The sequence below is a fragment of the Paenibacillus sp. KS-LC4 genome (assembly GCF_036894955.1).
Lineage (GTDB): Bacteria > Bacillota > Bacilli > Paenibacillales > Paenibacillaceae > Pristimantibacillus.
This window is the reverse complement of the sequence record NZ_CP145905.1, coordinates 4233572-4255765: the sequence shown is the minus strand read 5'-3', so window position 1 is coordinate 4255765 and position 22194 is coordinate 4233572. Positions and strand designations below refer to the sequence as shown.

At 45.4% G+C, this 22194-nt stretch carries 12 protein-coding genes; 10 read left to right on the top strand and 2 right to left on the bottom strand.

Annotated elements, in window-relative coordinates:
- Position 1: 1 nt before the first annotated feature.
- Genes V5J77_RS17905 through V5J77_RS17890 form a run of 4 tightly spaced genes read left to right on the top strand, consistent with a single transcriptional unit; the run spans position 2 to position 3110 of the window.
- A complete protein-coding gene (locus V5J77_RS17905) occupies positions 2 to 724 on the top strand; it encodes an urease accessory UreF family protein (RefSeq protein ID WP_338552166.1) in 723 nt (240 codons plus the stop codon).
- Between the two features lie 56 nt (positions 725 to 780).
- Positions 781 to 1497 (top strand): urease accessory protein UreG, encoded by a 717-nt coding sequence (ureG, locus tag V5J77_RS17900; protein ID WP_338552165.1) that lies wholly within the window; start codon positions 781 to 783, stop codon positions 1495 to 1497.
- Positions 1490 to 2398 carry an urease accessory protein UreD gene (locus V5J77_RS17895; protein WP_338552164.1) on the top strand — a complete coding sequence of 303 codons (909 nt, stop codon included), beginning with the start codon at positions 1490 to 1492 and terminating at the stop codon, positions 2396 to 2398. Before ureG ends, V5J77_RS17895 begins: the two co-directional genes overlap by 8 nt.
- 37 nt (positions 2399 to 2435) lie before the next feature.
- Positions 2436 to 3110 carry a sulfite exporter TauE/SafE family protein gene (locus tag V5J77_RS17890; RefSeq protein WP_338552163.1) on the top strand — a complete coding sequence of 225 codons (675 nt, stop codon included), beginning with the start codon at positions 2436 to 2438 and terminating at the stop codon, positions 3108 to 3110.
- Positions 3111 to 3200: 90 nt separating this feature from the next.
- Here V5J77_RS17890 and V5J77_RS17885 read toward each other — a convergent pair whose 3' ends face one another.
- Both V5J77_RS17885 and V5J77_RS17880 read right to left on the bottom strand, forming a co-directional pair.
- A complete protein-coding gene (locus tag V5J77_RS17885; RefSeq protein WP_338552162.1) occupies positions 3201 to 10886 on the bottom strand; it encodes an Ig-like domain-containing protein in 7686 nt (2561 codons plus the stop codon).
- A gap of 9 nt (positions 10887 to 10895) precedes the next feature.
- Complete coding sequence (locus V5J77_RS17880) at positions 10896 to 12731, bottom strand: 6-hydroxymethylpterin diphosphokinase MptE-like protein (RefSeq protein WP_338552161.1); 1836 nt, start codon at positions 12729 to 12731, stop codon at positions 10896 to 10898.
- A 403-nt stretch (positions 12732 to 13134) separates the two neighbouring features.
- Between V5J77_RS17880 and V5J77_RS17875 the strand changes: the two genes are divergently transcribed.
- The 6 genes from V5J77_RS17875 to V5J77_RS17850 all read left to right on the top strand — a co-directional run bounded on the left by V5J77_RS17875 (position 13135) and on the right by V5J77_RS17850 (position 22135).
- Complete coding sequence (locus tag V5J77_RS17875) at positions 13135 to 15408, top strand: helix-turn-helix domain-containing protein (RefSeq protein WP_338552160.1); 2274 nt, start codon at positions 13135 to 13137, stop codon at positions 15406 to 15408.
- A 283-nt stretch (positions 15409 to 15691) separates the two neighbouring features.
- The gene (locus tag V5J77_RS17870; protein WP_338552159.1) at positions 15692 to 17290 is read left to right on the top strand and encodes an extracellular solute-binding protein; all 1599 of its coding nucleotides are present in this window, start codon (positions 15692 to 15694) and stop codon (positions 17288 to 17290) included.
- 119 nt (positions 17291 to 17409) lie between these two features.
- On the top strand, positions 17410 to 18312 hold the full coding sequence (locus V5J77_RS17865) for an ABC transporter permease subunit (protein WP_338556902.1): 903 nt from the start codon (positions 17410 to 17412) through the stop codon (positions 18310 to 18312).
- A gap of 26 nt (positions 18313 to 18338) precedes the next feature.
- Complete coding sequence (locus tag V5J77_RS17860; RefSeq protein ID WP_338552158.1) at positions 18339 to 19214, top strand: carbohydrate ABC transporter permease; 876 nt, start codon at positions 18339 to 18341, stop codon at positions 19212 to 19214.
- 11 nt (positions 19215 to 19225) lie between these two features.
- Complete coding sequence (locus tag V5J77_RS17855; RefSeq protein WP_338552157.1) at positions 19226 to 20389, top strand: MFS transporter; 1164 nt, start codon at positions 19226 to 19228, stop codon at positions 20387 to 20389.
- A 54-nt stretch (positions 20390 to 20443) separates the two neighbouring features.
- Positions 20444 to 22135 (top strand): hypothetical protein, encoded by a 1692-nt coding sequence (locus V5J77_RS17850; protein ID WP_338552156.1) that lies wholly within the window; start codon positions 20444 to 20446, stop codon positions 22133 to 22135.
- Positions 22136 to 22194: the final 59 nt, after the last annotated feature.

Sequence of the window (22194 nt, the reverse complement as noted above, 5' to 3'; positions counted from 1 at the left end):
AATGATATCTTTTTTGCAGGTGGCGCAGCTGGTGGACTCGGCCTTTCCAACGGGGGCCTTTTCCCATTCGTTCGGCTTGGAAACGTATGTGCAGGAGGAGCGGATTCGCACCATTCCCGATTTTTTGAAGTGGATGGATAGCTACATTTGCGGTACGGTTGCCCCCATTGAAGGAACGGGCGTGTATTGGAGCGCGATCTGGGTGCCTGCCTACTTACAGCAGCCTGAGCAGCAGGAGCGGGAAGCGATTAAAGCGAAGCTGCTGGATTTATCGCGCAGGATGACGGGGACGCGCCTGGCTCGGGAGTCAAGAGAAGGGGCAAGCAAAATCGGCAAACGGTATTTGCATACCGTGCAGGCGGTATATCCCGAATCGCTGCTGGGCGATTATGCGGCTTGGATTAAGCAAGAGCGGGGAGACGCAAACGCGGCAATCGTTCATGGCTGGATTTGCGGTTATTTGCAGCTGACGCCTCATATGGCGGTGCTCAGCTTTTTATATCAGACAGTTAACAGCATGCTGCAAAATGTAATTCGCATGTGGAGCTTGGGTCAGACCGATGGTCAAAAAATAATGACGGCCTTGTTCCCGCTTCTGGAGCGTGAGGCGGCAGCGATAGCGGCAAAGCCGCTTTTGCCAGAACAGATGTATACCGCGAACGTGATGCAGGAAATTGCAGCGATGCGCCATGAGAGCTTGTATTCCCGATTATTTATGTCCTAATTGCGGAGAAGGCTAGTTATGTTGGCAATAAAAAATGATGAAGGAGAGATGATTGTATGTGTGGAGGAGCAAATCATAGCCATGCCCATGACAGCTGGAACAGCACGCCGTTTCAAGGAGGAAGAGCGCTTCGAATCGGAGTTGGCGGTCCTGTAGGCTCGGGGAAAACAGCGCTGCTGGAGAAAATCAGCGAAATCATGTATCCTGACTATAGTATTGGTATTATTACCAACGATATTTATACGAAAGAGGACGCAGTTATTTTGACCAAAACAGGTGTTTTGCCGCAGGAGCGCATCATTGGCGTAGAAACAGGAGGCTGCCCGCATACGGCTGTGCGCGAGGATGTATCAATGAATATGGAAGCGGTCGAGGATCTGGAGGAGCGTTTTAGCGATCTGGATTTGCTGTTCATTGAAAGCGGCGGCGATAATTTGGCCGCAGCATTCAGCCCAGAGCTGGTCGATATGTTTATTTACATCATTGATGTTGCCCAAGGCGAGAAAATTCCGCGCAAAGGCGGGCCGGGCATTACCCGCTCCGATCTGCTCGTCATTAATAAAATTGACCTCGCCCCCTATGTGGGAGCCAGCCTTGAGGTAATGAGCGAGGATTCCAAGCGGATGCGCGGCGAGAGGCCGTTTGTCATGACAAATCTCAAAAGTGAAGAAAGTGCCGCTAAAGTCGTGGAATGGATTATCGCAGCTTGCCCAGCCCTTAAGCATGGTCATACTCATCACCACCATCACGAGCATCATCACGACCATGCATAGCCGATGGCAGGGTGAAATTGATTATATTAATGGGAAAAATGTTTTGAGCTATTCGGCTCACCAAGCACCGCTGAAAATTACCCGCCCGTTCAAAGGGCCGTCCGGCGAGATGATTATTTATTTAATGGAATCGTCTCCCGGCCTGTTCGGCGGAGATGTTCAGGAGCTGGATTGCACAGTAGGGGAAAACGCTCATCTTCTGCTTACGACACAGTCGTCATGCAAGCTGCATCCGGGGATGGGCGGGATAACGAGTGGGCAGAGCAATCTTTTTCGCGTCGGGAAAGAGGCTGTGCTGGAGTATTTTCCAGGGCCGCTCGTTCCGTATAAGGATGTCCGCTATAGCGGGATGACATCAATACATATGGAGCAGGGGGCGCAGCTGTTTATGAGCGATATGCTGACGCCTGGCCGCGCAGGCTTTGGGGAGCTGTTTGAATACGAATTGCTGCATAGCGAGCTGTCGATCTATTGGGGCGATCGGCTTGTCGTGTGGGACCCGCTGCGTCTGGAGCCTTTGAGATTTTCGCCTGAATCGGTGCTCGGGGGATATTCTCATTTTGGAAGCTTCTGGTGCTTATCCGAGGCTGTCGGGGCAGAGCATGTAGATGCGGTGCGGCGGGTGCTTGATCGTTATTTAAACGTGAAGACGTCAAGTGGAGGAGCAGGAGCAGGAGCAGGAGCAGGAGCAGGAGCAGGAGCAGGAGCAGGAGCAGGAGCAGGAGCAGGAGCAGGAGCAGGGCAGAGGGCTTACGGCGGAGTGTCGCTCTTGGAGAAGAACGGGCTAGTCGTGCGCTGCCTTGGATATAGCGGGGCAGAGCTTGAGGCGCTGCTTCATGTCGTTTGGAGCGAGCTGCGTCCAATGCTGCTGGGTAAGGAAGCTTTTAAGCTACGGAAGTAGTTGTGATAGGTATTAAAAACAGGGGGTTATAGGAGAGATGGATGCGGGTATACTCTCTGTGCTGACAATCGGATTTCTGCTCGGCATCAAGCATGCGCTTGAGCCAGATCATGTTATTGCGGTATCCACGATTGCGATTAAAAGCAAGCATATTGGCAAATCTGCTTTTTCAGGCGTATTTTGGGGAATCGGGCATTCGCTGACGCTGTTTATTGTCGGGTTTATCCTCATGGCCATGAGAAGTGAAATGACGGAAAAATGGGCGATGTCCTTGGAATTTCTCGTTGGAGTGATGATCGTAGTACTGGGAGTGAATACGATTATTTCGCTTAGAAGCATGCGCGCGAATGCGAATGCGAAGGTGGATGTGGGCGCTAAGGAAAGCCAGCATTTTCGTGGCTCCTATCGTAAATCTTTGCTGATTGGCTTCATTCATGGCCTTGCTGGCAGCGGAGCGATGGTCGTCCTGACGATGAGCACGGTGAACAGCATCAGCGAAGGGCTGATCTATATCGCGATATTTGGTGTCGGTACGGTAATTGGTATGTTATGCTTTACCACCTTCATCAGTATTCCGTTTATTCTCTCATCCAGTCGCTTTAAGCTCAATCGGGTCCTCATTGGGGCAACCGGCATCGTCAGTGCTGTATTCGGCTTGTATTATATGTATAATCTTGGTGTGAATGAAGGATTGTTTGGATTATGGATGTAGCTTAACAGAAGCCTTGGTGCAAGTGGGTGATGACAAAAAGCGCAAAAAAGCTCAAGACCACGGGGTCTTGAGCTTTTTTGGTATGAACCTTTATTGCTTCGGCTGTTGGATCAAATAATCCATCAATCGCGTGATGACGGCCGCCATTTCAGCGCGCGTCAGCGTTTTATCCGGTTGGAAGCTTCCATCCGGGTAGCCTTTGAAGATGCCAAGCTCGATAGCCTTCTGAATACCATCAGAGGCCCAAGCTGGAATGGTGGATTGATCCTTGAACGATGGAGCTGTATTGTTTTGTGCTGCTGGCAAAATCCGTCCCAGCATGGCAGCAAGCTGTGCTCGTGTGATAGATTCACTGCCTTGGAAGCCTTGTGCGCTGCCTAGCATAATATTATTTTGCACCAGCGCCGCTACAGCCGGTTTTGCCCATTCTGGAATGCTGTCAGAGTCGGGAAGGGTATTCAGCGCTGTGACGTCAGTGCTTGCCATTGGTAAGCCTAGCACTTTCGCCACCATAACAGCCATTTCATAGCGGTTGGTCACTTGATTAGGCTTGAAGGTTTGATCTTCATAGCCTTGAATAATATTCAAGCTCATTAGCTTCATTATGTCTTCATTTGCCCAATTGCTTACTGTATCCACGGGCTGATAGACAGCTGGATTGTCCATAACGGCAACCCAGCTTTCTGGAGGCATATTGGCAGTGAGCGTATTGCCGTCATGCTGCGTAGGTAGTGCAATCCATTGCTTGTATTTATCATCGTAGTAGTATACAAGAGCTGCCGAGCCGCTTTGATTTGCCGGTAGCGTGATGCTGTGTTCTTTTCCGGCTTTAAACGGTGCTGTTATGACGTTCACTTGTGGTGAGTTGGAAATGACAGGCGCAGCCTCGTTTGGAGCAACGACAGCAGGAATGGTCGGAGTTGATACTGTTGGTTGGCTAGGTTGATTGCTTCCGCTATTTCCGTTACTGCCGCCAGTGTTGCTTTGTGCAGCGGTTGTGAATGACCAGTTTAGGTTAGGCAGTCCGGAAAGCGGATTACCCTTAAGATCAATAAAAGCTCCGCTAGATATGATCACATAGTAGCTTGTAGAGCCTTCTAAATCTATAGTTGGATCAAGCGTCATTGTTTTACCGCTAAACGATACGACAGCATTATTTATTTGTCCGTTAGAAATCGTAAATTGTTGGGCAACGGTATTATTTTGTGAGCGAATAATGGAGATGGTGCCGTTGGAAAGCTCAACGGGTTCGCTGAAATCAAAAGTAAAGTTCGTATCTACTGCTATACCGGAAAGTGCATATGGATACATGTATTGCAAGAAAGCAGCCCTATCGACCGTTGTAAAGCTCCATGAAGTCGAATCAAGCAAACCGGCAAACGGTTTGTTGCTGAGATCGACAAAGGTACCGGAAGTGATGTGAACATAATAGGAAGTATCCTGTTCAAGTTCAAAATCTGTATAGAAATTAGCGAATCGCCCAGAGACCAAATTCAAGCTGGCATTGTAAACATGGGTGCCTGAAATCGTAATGGTATGAGCGGGCGTCGTTTCGCCTTGCTTGTAGAAATAAATGTTTCCATAGCCGAGCTGAATATTTTCATTAAAAGCAATGGAATAAGGGCCGTTCAATTGAGCGCCGTCGTCCATACCGGCAAATACAATTTTTGGCGGGTTGAAATCACCCGTCATGAAATCCCATTGAAAATGGTAGAAGCCCGAGAAAGGGTTGCCTTTAAGGTCGATCACAGCCCCGCTGGAAATATCAATATAATACAGGGTCGAATCCTCCAAGTCAGAATCGGGGTCCAAGAACATCGCGTTTCCGCTGAAAGAGACGGAAGCGTCTTGAATAACGCCGTTGGAAATGACAAATTGCTGAGCCACGGACTTATCGTTTAAGCGAATAAGTGAAATACTGCCATTATTAAGCTGAACTGGTTCAGAGAAATAAAAAGTGAAGTCGGTATCCGTAGGCACGTTGGCAATAGCATTCGGGCTGTAATTGATCAATTTAGGCTTTTTATCTAAAGTTGTAAAGCTCCATGAAGTCGAATCAAGCAAGCCGGCAAACGGTTTGTTGCTGAGATCGACAAAGGTACCGGAAGTGATGTGAACATAATAGGAAGTATCCTGTTCAAGTTCAAAATCTGTATAGAAATTAGCGAATCGCCCAGAGACCAAATTCAAGCTGGCATTGTAAACATGGGTGCCTGAAATCGTAATGGTATGAGCGGGCGTCGTTTCGCCTTGCTTGTAGAAATAAATGTTTCCATAGCCGAGCTGAATATTTTCATTAAAAGCAATGGAATAAGGGCCGTTCAATTGAGCGCCGTCGTCCATACCGGCAAATACAATTTTTGGCGGGTTGAAATCACCCGTCATGAAATCCCATTGAAAATGGTAGAAGCCCGAGAAAGGGTTGCCTTTAAGGTCGATCACAGCCCCGCTGGAAATATCAATATAATACAGGGTCGAATCCTCCAAGTCAGAATCGGGGTCCAAGAACATCGCGTTTCCGCTGAAAGAGACGGAAGCGTCTTGAATAACGCCGTTGGAAATGACAAATTGCTGAGCCACGGACTTATCGTTTAAGCGAATAAGTGAAATACTGCCATTATTAAGCTGAACTGGTTCAGAGAAATAAAAAGTGAAGTCGGTATCCGTAGGCACGTTGGCAATAGCATTCGGGCTGTAATTGATCAATTTAGGCTTTTTATCTAAAGTTGTAAAGCTCCATGAAGTCGAATCAAGCAAGCCGGCAAACGGTTTGTTGCTGAGATCGACAAAGGTACCGGAAGTGATGTGAACATAATAGGAAGTATCCTGTTCAAGTTCAAAATCTGTATAGAAATTAGCGAATCGCCCAGAGACCAAATTCAAGCTGGCATTGTAAACATGGGTGCCTGAAATCGTAATGGTATGAGCGGGCGTCGTTTCGCCTTGCTTGTAGAAATAAATGTTTCCATAGCCGAGCTGAATATTTTCATTAAAAGCAATGGAATAAGGGCCGTTCAATTGAGCGCCGTCGTCCATACCGGCAAATACAATTTTTGGCGGGTTGAAATCACCCGTCATGAAATCCCATTGAAAATGGTAGAAGCCCGAGAAAGGGTTGCCTTTAAGGTCGATCACAGCCCCGCTGGAAATATCAATATAATACAGGGTCGAATCCTCCAAGTCAGAATCGGGGTCCAAGAACATCGCGTTTCCGCTGAAAGAGACGGAAGCGTCTTGAATAACGCCGTTGGAAATGACAAATTGCTGAGCCACGGACTTATCGTTTAAGCGAATAAGTGAAATACTGCCATTATTAAGCTGAACTGGTTCAGAGAAATAAAAAGTGAAGTCGGTATCCGTAGGCACGTTGGCAATAGCATTCGGGCTGTAATTGATCAATTTAGGCTTTTTATCTAAAGTTGTAAAGCTCCATGAAGTCGAATCAAGCAAGCCGGCAAACGGTTTGTTGCTGAGATCGACAAAGGTACCGGAAGTGATGTGAACATAATAGGAAGTATCCTGTTCAAGTTCAAAATCTGTATAGAAATTAGCGAATCGCCCAGAGATTAAATTCAAGCTGGCATTGTAAACATGGGTGCCTGAAATCGTAATGGTATGAGCGGGTGTCGTTTCGCCTTGCTTGTAGAAATAAATGTTTCCATAGCCGAGCTGAATATTTTCATTAAAAGCAATGGAATAAGGGCCGTTCAATTGAGCGCCGTCGTCCATACCGGCAGATACAATTTTTGGCGGGTTGAAATCACCCGTCATGAAATCCCATTGAAAATGGTAGAAGCCCGAGAAAGGGTTGCCTTTAAGGTCGATCACAGCCCCGCTGGAAATATCAATATAATACAGGGTCGAATCCTCCAAGTCAGAATCGGGGTCCAAGAACATCGCGTTTCCGCTGAAAGAGACGGAAGCGTCTTGAATAACGCCGTTGGAAATGACAAATTGCTGAGCCACGGACTTATCGTTTAAGCGAATAAGTGAAATACTGCCATTATTAAGCTGAACTGGTTCAGAGAAATAAAAAGTGAAGTCGGTATCCGTAGGCACGTTGGCAATAGCATTCGGGCTGTAATTGATCAATTTAGGCTTTTTATCTAAAGTTGTAAAGCTCCATGAAGTCGAATCAAGCAAGCCGGCAAACGGTTTGTTGCTGAGATCGACAAAGGTACCGGAAGTGATGTGAACATAATAGGAAGTATCCTGTTCAAGTTCAAAATCTGTATAGAAATTAGCGAATCGCCCAGAGATTAAATTCAAGCTGGCATTGTAAACATGGGTGCCTGAAATCGTAATGGTATGAGCGGGTGTCGTTTCGCCTTGCTTGTAGAAATAAATGTTTCCATAGCCGAGCTGAATATTTTCATTAAAAGCAATGGAATAAGGGCCGTTCAATTGAGCGCCGTCGTCCATACCGACAGATACAATTTTTGGCGGAGCTGCATCTTCAGTCGTAAATCTCCAATTCTTTAAACTTTCATTAGAGGCCTTTCCTTTAGTATCAATAACTAAACCGCTTGAAATATTAATATAGTAAGTGGTGGCATCTTCTAAATTCATTTGTGGACGGAGTGTTAAGGCATTTCCACTGAAAAATATGGATTCATCATGAAATCCCCCGCTGGAAATAACGAATTGCTGGGCAACCGAATCATCAGCAAGACGAACAAGAGAAATGGTTCCGTTATAAGGTAGAGCATTCTCACTATAGAAAAAGGTGAGATCACTGTCCACTGGTACGTTTTGAAAACTGTCCCAGTTAAAGGCGTAAACATAAGGTGCCAAGTTAAGGGTTGTAAAATTCCACTCAGTAGAGTTCAGCAAGCCCGGAAACGGGTTATTATTAAGATCCATAAATGTTCCCGAAGTAATCGTTACATAAAAGTCTGTGTCATTAGTTATTCTTGAATAAAGATTGAAATTAAAGACGTTCCCAAGAGGTTGTTCAAAATACGCAGTATCGGCATTGTTATTTGCAACTGAAATAATTTCAGTTGGGATCGATGTGCCTTTTTTGAAAATTTGAATTTTACCCTCTCCAAGCCTTACAGGTTCATCAAAGACAAGAGAGAATGGCCCATTTAAACCGACATTGTCGTGCGTTGGCGAAATAGAAATTATAGCTGGAGGAGTTAAATCTTTAGTCATAAAACTCCATTTAAAATGATAGAAGCCCGAGAACGAGTTGCCCTTAAGATCAATGAAAGCCCCACTGGAAATGTCAATATAATAAGAGGTAAACTCCTCCAAATCCTGATCAGGATCAAGAGTCATCGCGTTTCCGCTGAAGGAAACGGAGGCGTCTTGAATAACGCCATTTGAAATGACAAATTGTTGAGCCACCGACTCATCATTTAAACGAATGAGGGAAATTACTCCACTATTTAGCTGGACAGGCTCAGTAAAATGAAAAGAAAGGTTAGTATCGATTGGAACATCGGAAACAAAAGAAGGTGTGTAATTTGTCAGATAAGGCTTTTCATCCACGGTAGTGAAGTTCCACACTGTCGAATCAAGTAAACCGGCAAAAGGATTATTGCTAGAATCGACAAAGGCACCAGAAGTGACCAGAACATAATAATCGGTATCCTGCTCAAGTTTAAATGACGGATATAAAGTGAAGTCTTGTGAAGATGTTTTTGTAAAGGAAGCATTATAAATTTTCCCATTTCTAATGGAAATGGTATGAACGGAAGTAGATACACCTTGTTTAAAAAATTGAATTTCACCATGACCGAGTTGCGTGGGCTCTGTAAAGCTGAGAGAGAGGAGCCCTTGCAACGAGACGTTGGCGCTCATAGGGCGAACGGACGTAAGTGTAGGGGGCGTAAAATCCTCGGCTGTGAAACTCCAAAAATAACGATAGAAGCCCGAAAAAGGGTTGCCTTTAAGATCGATCACAGCCCCGCTGGAAATATCAATATAATAAGAGGTAGAATCCTCCAAATCAAGATCAGGATCGAGGGTCATCGCATTGCCGCTAAAGGAAACGGAAGCGCCTTGAATGACACCGTTGGAAATGACAAATTGCTGAGCAATCGACGCATCGTCTGAGCGATGGAGAAAAATGCTGCCATTATTAAGTTGAACCGGCTCGGAGAAATAGAAAGTAAAGTCGGTATCCAAAGGAACGCCGGCAACACGAGCAGGTGTGTAATCGATTAAATAAGGTTTTTCATCTAGGGTAGTGAAGTTCCAGAGCGTCGAATCAAGCAAGCCAGCAAACGGGTTATTGCTGAGATCGACAAAAGCTCCAGATGTGACCAAAACATAATAATCGGTATCTTGCTCTAGTGAAAAAGAAGGATAGAAAGCGAAGGCGTGCCCAGAATTAATTTGGACAAAAGCATTATAGATCCGATCATTTGTAATGGAAATAGTATGAGCGGGAGTGGATTCGCCTTGCTTATAAAACTGAATTTCACCATGACCGAATTGCATAGACTCATTAAAAATGAGAGAAAAGGGCCCCTCTAAATTAGCGCTGTTGCTTGTAGGCAAAGTGGACGTTAGAATAGGAGGATTAAAATCGCCCGTTGTGAAATTCCATGTAAAATGATAGAAGCCCGAGAAAAGGTTGCCTTTAAGATCGATCACAGCCCCACTGGAAATGTCAATATAATAAGAGGTCGAATCCTCTAAATCAAGATCAGGATCAAGTGTCATCGCATTGCCGCTGAAGAAAACGGAAGCGCCTTGAATGACACCGTTGGAAATGACAAATTGCTGAGCAATCGATGTATCGTCTGAGCGAATGAGAGAAATGCTGCCATTATTAAGTTGAACTGGCTCAGAGAAATAGAAAGTAAAATTGGTATCAGTAGGCACGCCGGAAGCAAAAGAAGGCGTATAGTTAGTTAAATAAGGCTTTTTATCTAAAGTTGTAAAGCTCCAGAAAGTTGAGTCGAACAAACCTGCAAAAGGGTTGTTTTTGAGATCAACGAAGGTACCGGAAGTAATGTGGACATAATAATTCGTATCCTCATCAAGCTCGAAATGAGGATAAAAGTGAATGATATTACCGGAGTATTGGTCAAAATATGCATTGTTGACATGGTTATTCGCAATAGAAATGGTCACAGCTGGAAAGGAGTTTCCTTGTTTGAAGAACTGAATTTTGCCTTCTCCAAGTCTTACATCCTCATTAAAAATAAAGGAATACGGTCCGTACAACGAAGTTTTATCACTGCTAGGTGGAGTTGATAGGAGAGTAGGAGCGGTAAAATCGCCTGTAGTAAATGACCACTGGTATGGTGAAATGCCTGAAAAAAGTGCTCCCTGACTAGAGATGAAGGCGCCACTCGATATATTTATATAATATGTGGTATTATCCTGCAGGTCTGCATTAGGATCAATAAAAACGTTATTTCCGCTAAAAGAAACACTAGCGCCATAAACTGATCCGCTGGAGATTGTGAATATTTGCTCAACAGTATCATCATTAGATCGATGAATTGTAATGGTACCATCGCCTAAAGAAACTTCTTCATTAAAAGAAAGCCAAAAATCAGATTGGGCAGAAATCCCACTTGAGACGGGGGAATAGTTAAGAAGCTCAAGTCGAGAAAACGAACTGAGCGAATAAATTAAGCTTGGAGAATAGGTGATTTCGGTTACAGAACTTAACATAGCAGGTGCTGCAATAGGAACACGCGGTGCTGCATGCAACACGACAGGGGCAAACATATTGGCTAATTGCGTAGAAGCTGCTGTAAGCGTGACAATTTTTTTGGCACGTCCCAGTATATTGCGGTTTAATTTTTTCATTCTAGGTGTCTACTCCTTATTTGTGGGGATGAAGTTGTTAATGGATTCATTTAGTTTCTGAAAATAGGGGTGGATAAGCTTATAATCTTCATAACATTCATGCAAATATTCACCGAAACCATATAATAGTAAATTTGCTTTAATAGTTATATCGGTTTCAACTTTAATATTTACAATAGTGCTGTATAAAATTTCATATTTTACACGACTTAGTGGATGTAAAATGAATTTGAAAAATAAATTATCCTGTAAAGCTTTAAAAGCTTGATCAAAATCTTGAAATTTCTTCAATTCTGGTTTTGATTTTATGTCAAACATCTTTCTCTGCAAAGCTGTAAAAATAGGTGTTATTTGATTGGCATGAATCAGCATTTGATTATGTTTTTGCTTTAATAATGATATAGGTATTTCCGTTCGAGCTGGTTTCAGATACCATTCATTGTCTATCGTATCTGGAACGAGAAGCTCACTCATTACCGAGGAGAGATTCTGGAATGGAGCTCCATTAATTTTTGCGCCTCTCCGTGTCGTATTAATTACGGTTTGCGGCGGTCCAATCTTAATGAAATACTCCATTTCTCTTCTCATAGCATTAAAACTGTTAGTGCTGTGAAGTATGTCTCCATCTACACTGACAGCTTGTTCTGCTGACGCTGCTTTATTTTCTCCGTAAGGCACACCTGCGGCATAATAGTCATTGTCGCGGTATGCAAAGTTCTGCCCCACTAATATAATGGATGAGCAATTTAAAATCATAAGCGCCTGTAAGACTACAATGGCTACACTACTGGCATCGTTAATGACAGGAGTCTTTTTTATTCCGTTAATGTAATATCCGTAAAGCATATCCTGACTCATTGGCAGATGTATTTTTGTCCAAGGAAATGGTGTGATTGTTCCTTTTCCAACCGATGTACCGAATACCATCGGGAAGGGAGTTTGATTCTCATTAATTGCACGAGTAAAAACGTTTTTGTTAAAATCGCCAGGATCATAAGTAAAGGCGGCATCCGGCACGATGCCAAATTCAATAAGTGAATTTATAGCAGAGCCTACAGATAAAATAAAAGCGGAGCGTGCTTTTTTTATTTCTCGCAAATTTTCGATCTCATCTTGTAGAGATGGCCCAGCTGAAACAAGAAGTACAGGCTTTTGATGAAAGTGTGAGCGAAAGTCAAAGAGGCTTGGTGTATTTATAGTCTCTTCAAAATTTTCGAAGCTGTTCGTAATCCATTTTTTCTCGAAATGATGATTTATTCTGAGATTTAACTGTTTTTGTTCAACGGTATCTTGAAGGAAAGAAATAAAGGATCTATGTGACTTCTCAAATATTTTTAAGTATGAAGGAAGTGTAATTAAGGAAAAGCTTCTTGGTATTTGATAAAGCATGGACTTAATTTCATTCAATTTGAATCTACTATTAGGAGAGCCTATGCTAATATTGCGCAGCATGGATAAATTCAGCTCTAGTAAGGAAATGGAAGATAGGAAAGCATGCATGATTTTGGCAGATGGCTCAAAAATTGAATAAGGAACCTTTGGGAATTCTGCTGCAAATTGCTTAATATGGTGTCCTAGGCCTACACCATAAAAAATAACATGATGATTTTTTTGTTTTAGCTCTTTTTCTACTTTCAGCAAAATTTGTGAAGCTTCCACTGATGCACTTGTGGGGTTATGCAAGCTAACGGTTTGTCCGTTCGAACTGCAAATTAAGTTGTCGAAGGTTGCATGCTGTATATCAATAGGCAAGGGATCAGCCTGAACAAGCAGTTCCAGGCCATGTAAAGGCTGAAATAAATCAGGTCGATGTTCTTTGAGGATAGTTAAATTTTGTAGGAGCATAGAACCTCTGCTTTCTTCATGATTATAGGTATTTTACAGCGTACTCCTTCCTTTATACTACAAAGTTAAACATAATACATTCTTTTCTTTATAAAAATATAATTTTTAACCCGGTTTTTGTAGAATGCTCGCTTCGACTAATCACAAAACAGCGAAAGTCATGCGGAAGCTACAGGTTATAGACAAAATCGACATCACTAAATTAAAACAGGTATACAAAAAATAAATTGATGCAAATAGTGCGATCAGTGCGCGGTGTAAAGGTTTTCCTCCCATCTTTTTTTGAATTAAGCTTGGTTTTCTCGACATATCTGATACAATGTTAGAAAACCTGTCATTGAAAGGCGTTTGTGATGAATAACTACAAGCTGATTTCGATGCTGTCAGATTTGGAGTGAGGATTATGTCAAAAAATTGGTATCGCAGATTGCTATTCTCTTATTTTCCGATTTTCATCTTAACGATATCTATTGTCATTTTCCTCTCCTTCCTCATTGTAAATGAGATTTCACGGAACGAAACGGAGAAGGCAAGCCGTATTGCGACCTCCTATGTCGTCGATAGTCTCGACAGGGCGGTCAATCAAGTAGAGATGGAAATATTGCGCCAAATGGAAAATGATCCGATTTACGGAAGATTTCTCGCGGGTGAGGTAGAGAAGGGGAGCCCCGAATTTTTGGAGCTCGCCAAAAAGCTATGGATGCTGGAAAGCAATAATGAACTGCTGGATTCCATGTATATATACCGTCTGTCCGATCACCGTATCGTTAGTAAATATGGATTTACATCGCAGGAGGTGTTTGCTGATCGCGCTTATTTGGAGCAGGCGCTGAATGAGCCAGCTTTCCAGCGCTGGTCGCAAATCAGGTCCTTCAAGCTGCTGGAATCCGATGAGCCGGAGGAAGTAATCAGCATGCATAAGCGCTTGCCGCTTCCCTTCGGCCAGGAAGGCGTTTTAGTCCTTAATCTCGGCGCCTATCCTTTAGGTCGAATGATAGATGATATGACGCGCAGCAACGTTTCGTTTCTTCATGTAACAGGCAAGGAAGGCGAAACTATTTTTCCAAAAGAAAATTTAGGGTTGGGTATTAGCGACGAGACAGGCAGTGTGCTAACGACGCTTGTGTCGCCAAAGCTAGGCTGGACGTTCAACAGCGGTCTCCGCGCGGGTCAGCTATTCGCCTGGGTTTCTGTCATTTCTTATGTATGGATTATTATTGGACTGGCAACCTTATTGTTAGCCGTTCTCTATATCATTTATATTACCCGCAAAAACTATAGGCCGATTCAAATAATGATGAACCGCATTCAGGCGCTTCCGGTGCGTTCCTCTGATGTCACGACTAGAGATGAGCTGGCGTTAATCGACCATGCGCTGGAGCAGCTTATCCAGCAGACCGCAGATTATGAGCAGCAGCATCATGAAAATTTACTGGTACGAAGGCGGCAGTTTTTTATTGATTTAATCGAGGGCCATGCTGAGGCTCAAGGGGAGCGTGTTGAAAAATGCCGCTCCTTAGCCGTATTGCATAGCTCGGAGCATGCTGTGCACGCCGCAGTCGTCATTGCGGAAATGCATGACTTTGAGGTCGCTTATGGCGACTTCTCTCATCAGGATCAGCAAACGTTCCGTTTGACGCTCATGAATCTTTTTCAGGAGCTGGCACGGGAAAGAGAGCTCGACAGCTGGGCGGAATGGATAAGCAGCAGTCAGTTGGGCATTATTTTTACAAATGGTGCCGCAGAGGAAGATAAAGAGGAAGAGGTTGAAAATTTCAAAAAGAGACTGCGCTTGGCCGTCAGGAGCTCTCACCAGTGGGCCGCAAGCCAATTTGAGCTGACGATGCAATTCGGTATTGGCATTGTGACGAATCTGGACGGCAGCTTAAAGGAATCCTATCAATCAGCAGAATCAGCGCTGCAATATATATTGTCTCTGGGTGAAAATGAAATGGTGTTTGGCTCAGATGTGCCGCTTCAGCCTAATACGGAGTCTTATAAATATTTTCCTATCATGGCTGGTATCGTGAAAATGTTTCGCTTGACCAATCAGGAATGGCGGGAGCAGGTGCACTCGCTGTTTCAAGGGGTCGGCTCCGAGCTGCTTGCGGATCAGGAGATCCGAATGCTTATTCATTGGCTGCGCCAAATGCTGGGCAGAGAGCTGATGGATCTCTCCGATAATCTGAAGGATTACTTTGTGGGCGAGCAGGCACAGCTGTGGCGGGCGGAGCTGGATAAGGCGCAGCGGCTGCCTGAGATGGAAGCCTTGCTGCTGGAAATGATGAACGAGGTTTACCGGGTATATGTGGCGACCAACGAAAATAAAAGCTACCGTGCCATGATTAGTGAGATGAAAGCTTACATTGAAGAGCATTACACGAATCCAGATCTGTCCCTAACGATATTGAGCGATCGCTTCCAAGTATCTGCGAAATATGCGAGTCATTTGTTCAAGGAAGAGTTCAATACCAAATTCGTTGATTTTCTGGCGCAGCTGCGCATTGTGCATGCCCAAAATTTATTGAGCCAAACCGACGAGGTTATCCAGCAAATCGCTTTACAGGTCGGTTACGCCAACTCCGTTACCTTCGGACGTGTGTTTAAAAGAATAGTCGGTGTCACACCGGGAGACTATAGGAAATACGAAATGAAGCCAGGACATTCAAGTGAATAAGCTGAAGCTGAAGAGGGCTCCCGAATAAATTCGGGGGCTTTTTTAATGGCCAATTCAAGTGAATCGGAAAAAGGTATGTTTACAGGAATAGCGTCATATCAGCGGAAATACAGGGCTTGCGACGATTTTCCACCCGATTTTTGAGCTGGAATTCTGTTTATTGTCAGATTTCCTGTCATCGTGTCATACTTGGCTCATCTCCACAAGCGGCATCGTCAATAAGAGGTCAGGAAAGCTCACCTCATTAGACGGGGCAAACCAAACAAAAAGGGGCTGTGAACAAATGAAGCGTAGCAAAAGTAAAATGGCGTTCAGAAAATGGATGGCGGGTACGTTCGCATTAACGGTATTGGTTACGGGCTGTTCAAACGGAGGCGGAGAAACTTCTAGCGCAAGCTCAAGCTCTAATGCAGGCGGCGCAGCGCCTTCTTCATTAAAAGTAGAGATTTTCGACCGCGGCAATACGCCGCAGGGTTACACGATTACAGACAGCTACTTAACCCGTTACGTGAAAGACAATTTTAGCAAAACGAGCAACATTGATGTTCAATTCGTGCCGATCCCCCGTTCAGAGGAAATCGCCAAGCTGAACGTACTGATGGCAAGCGGAGATGATGTGCCGGATATCGTATTTACGTACGACCAAGCCGTATTTGAGCGTTATGCCGAGCAAGGCGGACTTACAGACTTGTCGGACTTATTAAATGAGCATGGACAAAACCTTAAGACGTTTCTAGGCGACGATACGCTGGCCTATGGTCAACTGGAAGGAAAGCAATTTGCTATCCCTGGCAAAAGAATGTTAACCGAAAGATACTCCTCCTGGATTCGTAAGGATTGGTTGGACAAGGTTGGCTTGCCAATGCCTTCGTCAACAGACGAGCTTTATGAAGCGCTTAAAGCCTTTAAAGAAAAAGATCCCGGTGAAACGGGCGGCAGCGTTATTCCTCTGGGCATGACAATTGAGCCAGCTCAGCTTGAGCCGCTGCTCTGGTCATTCATTCAGCCGCAAAGCTCCTTAACGACGGACGAGCAGCTGGCGAACCGTGATTATTTGCCAGTGCTTCCCGGCTTTAAGGAGGGCTTGCGCTTTATGAACAAGCTTTACAATGAAGGGCTGATGAGCAAGGATTTTGGACTTGACCAAGATAAAAAGCAGCTGACGCAGGATATTCAAAGCGGCAAAATTGGGATGTTCAGCGACGACTATCCTAACATCTACTATAAAGATGGGGTATATGACAGCCTAGTAGCCAACAGTCCGAATGCTGTTCTCGCCCCAATCGATCCGTTTACGAATGCAGAAGGCTTGCATGCAAAGCCGGAATATGCACCTAACGCCCTGTACATTATGGTTCCGAAATCAAGCAAGCACGCAGTCGAAGCGATTAAATATTTGGACTGGATGTCCGCGACAAATGTGCTTATTGATATGCAAAATGGTGTATTAGGAGAAAATTACGAGCTGAAGGATGGCATACCGGTTACCTTAGACAGCGCATCGAAGGAAGCGACGGACAGAATCTATAACTTTGGCGATGTTGTCATTGTAGCTAACGGTAAAATCGGTGGCGATGAAGAGAAAAACAAGAAGGCCTTTACTTTCAGCGTGGAGTCAAAATTCCAAAAGGATTTTGCCCAATCAATGGAATTTGCTAATACCGATACGATTGCACCGGTCATATTCAACCGCCCAATCGCTAGTAAAACCAAATATGGCACTACGCTTGACGGCAAGCTTGACGAAATGATTGTGAAAACGACGATGGCGGCACCGAATCAATTTGATAGCATTTATGATGCGGCCATGGCGGATTACATGTCTCGTGGCGGTAAGGAAGTAATGGACGAGCGTACAAAGGCTTATATAGAAGCGAAATAAGCTGTCTGCGTTTTGGGTTTTAGATTATGAGGACAAGTAAAGAGCAGGAGGGTGGGGGCGAGCCGAAGCAGGCTCCCTCTGCGCCAACTGCATACGAAGGAAAGAAGGGGCGAACAACATTGAACACAACCATTTATTTACGCAGGTATTGGCAGCTTTATGCGCTGATTTCACTCCCGCTCCTTTATTTTCTGGTGTTCAAATATGGACCGATGTGGGGCGTGCAAATCGCATTCAAGGATTTTAACCTGTTTCAAGGCATTTCGGGCAGTGAATGGATTGGCTTCGATGCTTTTGTTGAAGTTTTCAAAATGAAGGATTTTTATTTGACGCTTCGCAATACGTTAATGCTTAATATTTTGGATTTAATAGTATCCTTCCCGGCACCATTGATTTTGGCAATCATGCTGTATGAGGCGAAATGGGTCTGGTTCAAAAAAATATCGCAAACGATTTTGTATATTCCCCATTTTATTTCATGGGTCATAATAGGTGGCATTGTTTATCAAGTGTTTGGCACGCAATCCGGTATGATTAACAATGTATTAAGCTCGCTTGGCTTGGATGCCATACCTTTTCTTACGGATAAAAAGGATTGGCTCGTTACGTACTTGGCAACCGGTGTGTGGCAAAGCGCAGGCTGGGGAACGATTTTATATTTGGCTGCATTGACGGGCATTAACCGCGAGCTATTCGAAGCGGCGGAGGTTGATGGAGCGGGGCGCTTCAAACGGATTTGGCATATTACTCTTCCTGGCCTGAAAACGACAATTGTAACGCTGCTCATTATCAATCTTGGCAATATGATTACAATCGGCTTTGAACGACCATATATTATCGGCAATTTGGCGGTTCGCGAGTTTTCGGATGTGCTCAGCACCTTCGTGTACCGCGTCGGTATTCAGTCTGGCGAATATACGCTGGCGACAGTCGTCGGTTTATTCCAGGCTATTGTAGGGCTGATCTTCGTGCTCGGCGCCAATTATGCATCTAAAAAACTAACGGATGAGAGCATATTGTAGCTCTTACAGAAAGGTGCGGAGGATCAATGAATGAACGTACGGCAAACCGTGTATTTGATGCGGTAAATATGGTTTTGCTCGCACTCGCAGTTGTCGTTTGTATTTTGCCGTTTCTGCATATTATAGCGGTATCGCTCAGCTCCAACCTTGCCATTACATCGGGCAAGGTAACCCTTTTACCAGTCGGGTTCAACTGGGATGCGTATGGCAAGGTTTTTTCGGATATGACGATGATTCGCTCTTTAGGCTTTACTGTATTTCTGACGGCGCTTTGCGCCGCGCTATGTATGGCGATGACGATTGTAGCCGCCTATCCATTAACAAAATCGCAGCTTAAAGGACGCAAGGTGTTTATGATATTAATCGTCATCACGATGTTTTTTACAGGCGGCATCATTCCCGAATATATCCTCGTGCGTGACCTGAATTTGCTCAATACGGTGTGGGCGCTTGTGCTGCCGGGTCTGATTAGCCCTTTTTATCTGATTATTCTGATTTCTTTCTTTAATGGTATTCCGCAAAGCTTGGAGGAAGCAGCTGAAATCGACGGCAGCTCGCATTTTGGCACGCTGATGCGCATCATATTGCCGCTTTCCCTGCCTGTTATGGCAACGCTATGCCTTTTTTACGCCGTCGGGCGCTGGAATGGCTTTCAGGATTCGCTTATGTATATTTCCAAGCCGGAGCTTTATCCGATTCAGCTCAAGCTGTATCAAATGATTCAGAACAATATGGTTTCCGAGCTAGCTATCCTTGAAGGCCACAGCGGCGCGCAGAAAATTACGCCAGAAAGCTTGAAATCCGCGAGTGTTATTTTTGCTACGGTTCCGATTTTGCTCGTATATCCATGGCTGCAGCGTTATTTTGTTAGTGGCGTCATGATGGGAGCAGTGAAAGGATAATCAACTTCATCATGAATGACACCAAAAAAATGCTGCTCAAGCTGCGAGCCTTGTACTTGTTTACAGGGCTTGCTGGCGGTTTATTCAACCCTTATTTAACGACGCTGCTCGTTCATCAAGGCATGTCGACAGGTCAGGTAGGCATGATGATGTCGCTTGGTACGCTGCTGTCCATCGTCGTTCAGCCGTTATGGGGCTACATGGTGGACCGTTACCGCCAGACAAAGCTGGTACTCATATGCAGCATCGGCATGCCCGCTGTGCTAGCTTATTTTTATAATGTTCAACTATTTGCGCTGCTCGTCATCGTGTATACGACGTCGATTATTTTCAGCGTGACGCAAAGCCCGATCGCCGATTCCTACGCCGTTACCGCTGCCCGCGAAGGAGGCACCTCCTATGGCACGATACGCAGCCTTGGGAGTTTAGGAACGGCGCTTGGCGGTTATGCGGGCGGCTTGTATTTATCTTATTTTCACATTACCCAGCTATGGCTGCCGTTTTTTATATTTAGTGCGGCTGGAGTAGCAATGGTGCTGACGCTGCCCTCTAAATCGGATAGTTACCGAACGACGGTGAGCTTGACCGAAGGGTTCAAAAAAATGCTCAGCAACCGCAATTTCGTATGGTTTCTTGTGGCCTGTTTTTTTGTCAATCAGACGCTGACCGCCTACAACTCTTTTTTTGTGCTTTCCTTTCAAGAGGCAGGCGGAAGCTTCTCCATGGTCGGCTTTGCGCTGCTGCTCGCTTCGATGACCAATGTGCCCTCAATGCTGCTTGCCGCTAAAATTATTGCGAGGCTTGGCAAGGAACGAACGCTCGTCATTGCCGCTTTTGCTTATGCTCTGCGCTGGGCTGTGCAATGGCTGTTTCCGTATCCGCCTGTCATGATCGGCATCCAAGCGCTGCATGGCTTGTCGTTCGGACTCTTTTATGTTGCAGCGGTCGAGTATGTAGCGAACGTGTCGGGCAAGGAAATGCAAGCGACCGGACAAAGTATATTCAATATGGTTTTTGTTGGGCTGGGAGGCATTATTGGCAACCTGCTTAATGGGTTTTTATACAATGCGGGTGGTGCACAATTGATGTATCTGGCATGCACGGTCAGTGCTATAATGGGCTTGTTGCTGTTGCATGGCGTTAATAAAAGAACCCGTTCTGTGCCTGGGCATTAATTAGGGGATGGAAGCAGGGCAGTACATGGTGGAACTTCTAGGGGGAGAAAGGGCATGGCATTGAATAAGTGGAGCCAGCTGTCGGAGGAGCGCCGTTATTTGGTTGATCAAGCGATGGCTTATATGGATGCAAAGTATGATGAATTGGCTAAGCTGATCATCGACAGCGAGGAGCATGACAAGCATGGCACGAGGGGGAGTGGACATTACGCGCTCGGGCTGCTGCTGCGAAGTGAGCCAGGTGACGTAGAGCGGGCTTGCGAGGTGCTCCATAAAATGATTGATTTGCAGCTTGATGCGCCAAATGAAATTTACCATGGTACCTTCAAAAGCGCACTGGAGTCGAGCGACCCGCCAATCGGCAACTATCCTTGGAAAAGCTTAGGGCCGGGTCATGCTTATTTTTTGGCGCAAACCTTTGAAAAAATATCGCAGCGCTTGGTAAACGGTATAGAAGGCGAGCAAGCGAAGAAGGAATGCGCTGAGCGGCTTGTGGCGGCTGTAGATGAAGTACTGCCTCCGGTCTGGAAAAGCTATGATCCGAACTGGCGGGAGTTCATCAGCTGTATTTTTGCAGTCATCCTGGAGCATTTCGAGAGCAAGCTGCCGCAGCAGTTGATTGAACGTATGGAGCAAGCGATGATTAAAGCCGTTACTGGCTCCATCGAGCGACGATTGTCAGATGTCGTGCCGATGAATTCCAATATTGAGCTGATGCATACGTTTATTGTCCATTATTATGGAAACCGCCTGCACCGCAGCGATTGGATGGAGCATGCTGACCGTGAGGCGGAGAAGCTTCATGCTCGCTATGCGGAGTTTGGCTCCTTATCCGAATTTAATACGACGACCTATTACGGAGTCGATCTGACGGTGCTGGGCCTGTGGCGGCAATATGGCAAGTCGGCGGCATTCAAGCAGCTTGGCCATGCGATGGAGAAGGGGCTTTGGACTAACATCGCCGATTTTTATAATCCATATATCGAAAATCTGTCCGGCCCGTTTGCCCGTGCCTACGAAATGGAAATGACCGCCCACAGCTCGCTCGGCGTTATGCTGTATTTGGCACTCGGCAAAGGCTATGAGCATTTTACCGCGATCAACTGCGAGACGGAGCATGACATTATGATTGCACTTGTCGGTGTAGATGTGCCGGAGGAACTGCTTCCTCAGCTTGCCGAGCATCAGCGCGACCGGCTTGTGGAGCAGCCGTTCCGTGAGCTGTGCGAGCGGGATCATCCGGATGCAAATACAAATTTATGTACAGCGCGAGCCTGGATTGAGAAAGAGCTAATGATGGGCGCGATGTCAGGCAGCAAAAACACGAATGGCCAATTGCACCCGGCGACGATTCATTGGAAAACGGAGGATGGGCATAAATACGATCTCCGTCTCATTCGGCGTGAAGTCGGCAAGCATTGGAATACCCATTTGCGAGGTGTCTATTATGAAGCGGTAGTGAGCGAACGCCAGCTTGAGGTAGACGTCCAGTGCAGCGCTGCCGTCGACATTGAATTTTATTTTGAAATTACGGGGCAAGGGGTAGACGCCCGCGGTATTTCAGCCAAACGCTGGATGCTGCCAGGGCTAACGCTTGAAGTGGAGGCGGATGCTCCGGTTCCGGTTGTGAAAGCCTCCGACAATCGTCTGGAAATTATTTATTTGGTGCAAGCAAAGCATACCGCAGCGAGTGCTGCTGAATCTGCCGAACCGACTGCAATGAAGTTTCTGCTAAGCAGAGTGTAGTGGGTTGAACCTTTTATCGCAAAAGGCTTCTATAAACAGCACAGGCGGCTGTCCCAAAA

What these genes read in the sequence shown, in the direction of transcription:
- V5J77_RS17905 (WP_338552166.1), top strand. Translation starts at nt 2, where the DNA reads ATGATATCTTTTTTGCAGGTGGCGCAGCTGGTGGACTCGGCCTTTCCA.
- ureG (WP_338552165.1), top strand. Translation starts at nt 781, where the DNA reads ATGTGTGGAGGAGCAAATCATAGCCATGCCCATGACAGCTGGAACAGC.
- V5J77_RS17895 (WP_338552164.1), top strand. Translation starts at nt 1,490, where the DNA reads ATGCATAGCCGATGGCAGGGTGAAATTGATTATATTAATGGGAAAAAT.
- V5J77_RS17890 (WP_338552163.1), top strand. Translation starts at nt 2,436, where the DNA reads ATGGATGCGGGTATACTCTCTGTGCTGACAATCGGATTTCTGCTCGGC.
- V5J77_RS17885 (WP_338552162.1), bottom strand. Translation starts at nt 10,886, where the DNA reads ATGAAAAAATTAAACCGCAATATACTGGGACGTGCCAAAAAAATTGTC.
- V5J77_RS17880 (WP_338552161.1), bottom strand. Translation starts at nt 12,731, where the DNA reads ATGCTCCTACAAAATTTAACTATCCTCAAAGAACATCGACCTGATTTA.
- V5J77_RS17875 (WP_338552160.1), top strand. Translation starts at nt 13,135, where the DNA reads ATGTCAAAAAATTGGTATCGCAGATTGCTATTCTCTTATTTTCCGATT.
- V5J77_RS17870 (WP_338552159.1), top strand. Translation starts at nt 15,692, where the DNA reads ATGAAGCGTAGCAAAAGTAAAATGGCGTTCAGAAAATGGATGGCGGGT.
- V5J77_RS17860 (WP_338552158.1), top strand. Translation starts at nt 18,339, where the DNA reads ATGAATGAACGTACGGCAAACCGTGTATTTGATGCGGTAAATATGGTT.
- V5J77_RS17855 (WP_338552157.1), top strand. Translation starts at nt 19,226, where the DNA reads ATGAATGACACCAAAAAAATGCTGCTCAAGCTGCGAGCCTTGTACTTG.
- V5J77_RS17850 (WP_338552156.1), top strand. Translation starts at nt 20,444, where the DNA reads ATGGCATTGAATAAGTGGAGCCAGCTGTCGGAGGAGCGCCGTTATTTG.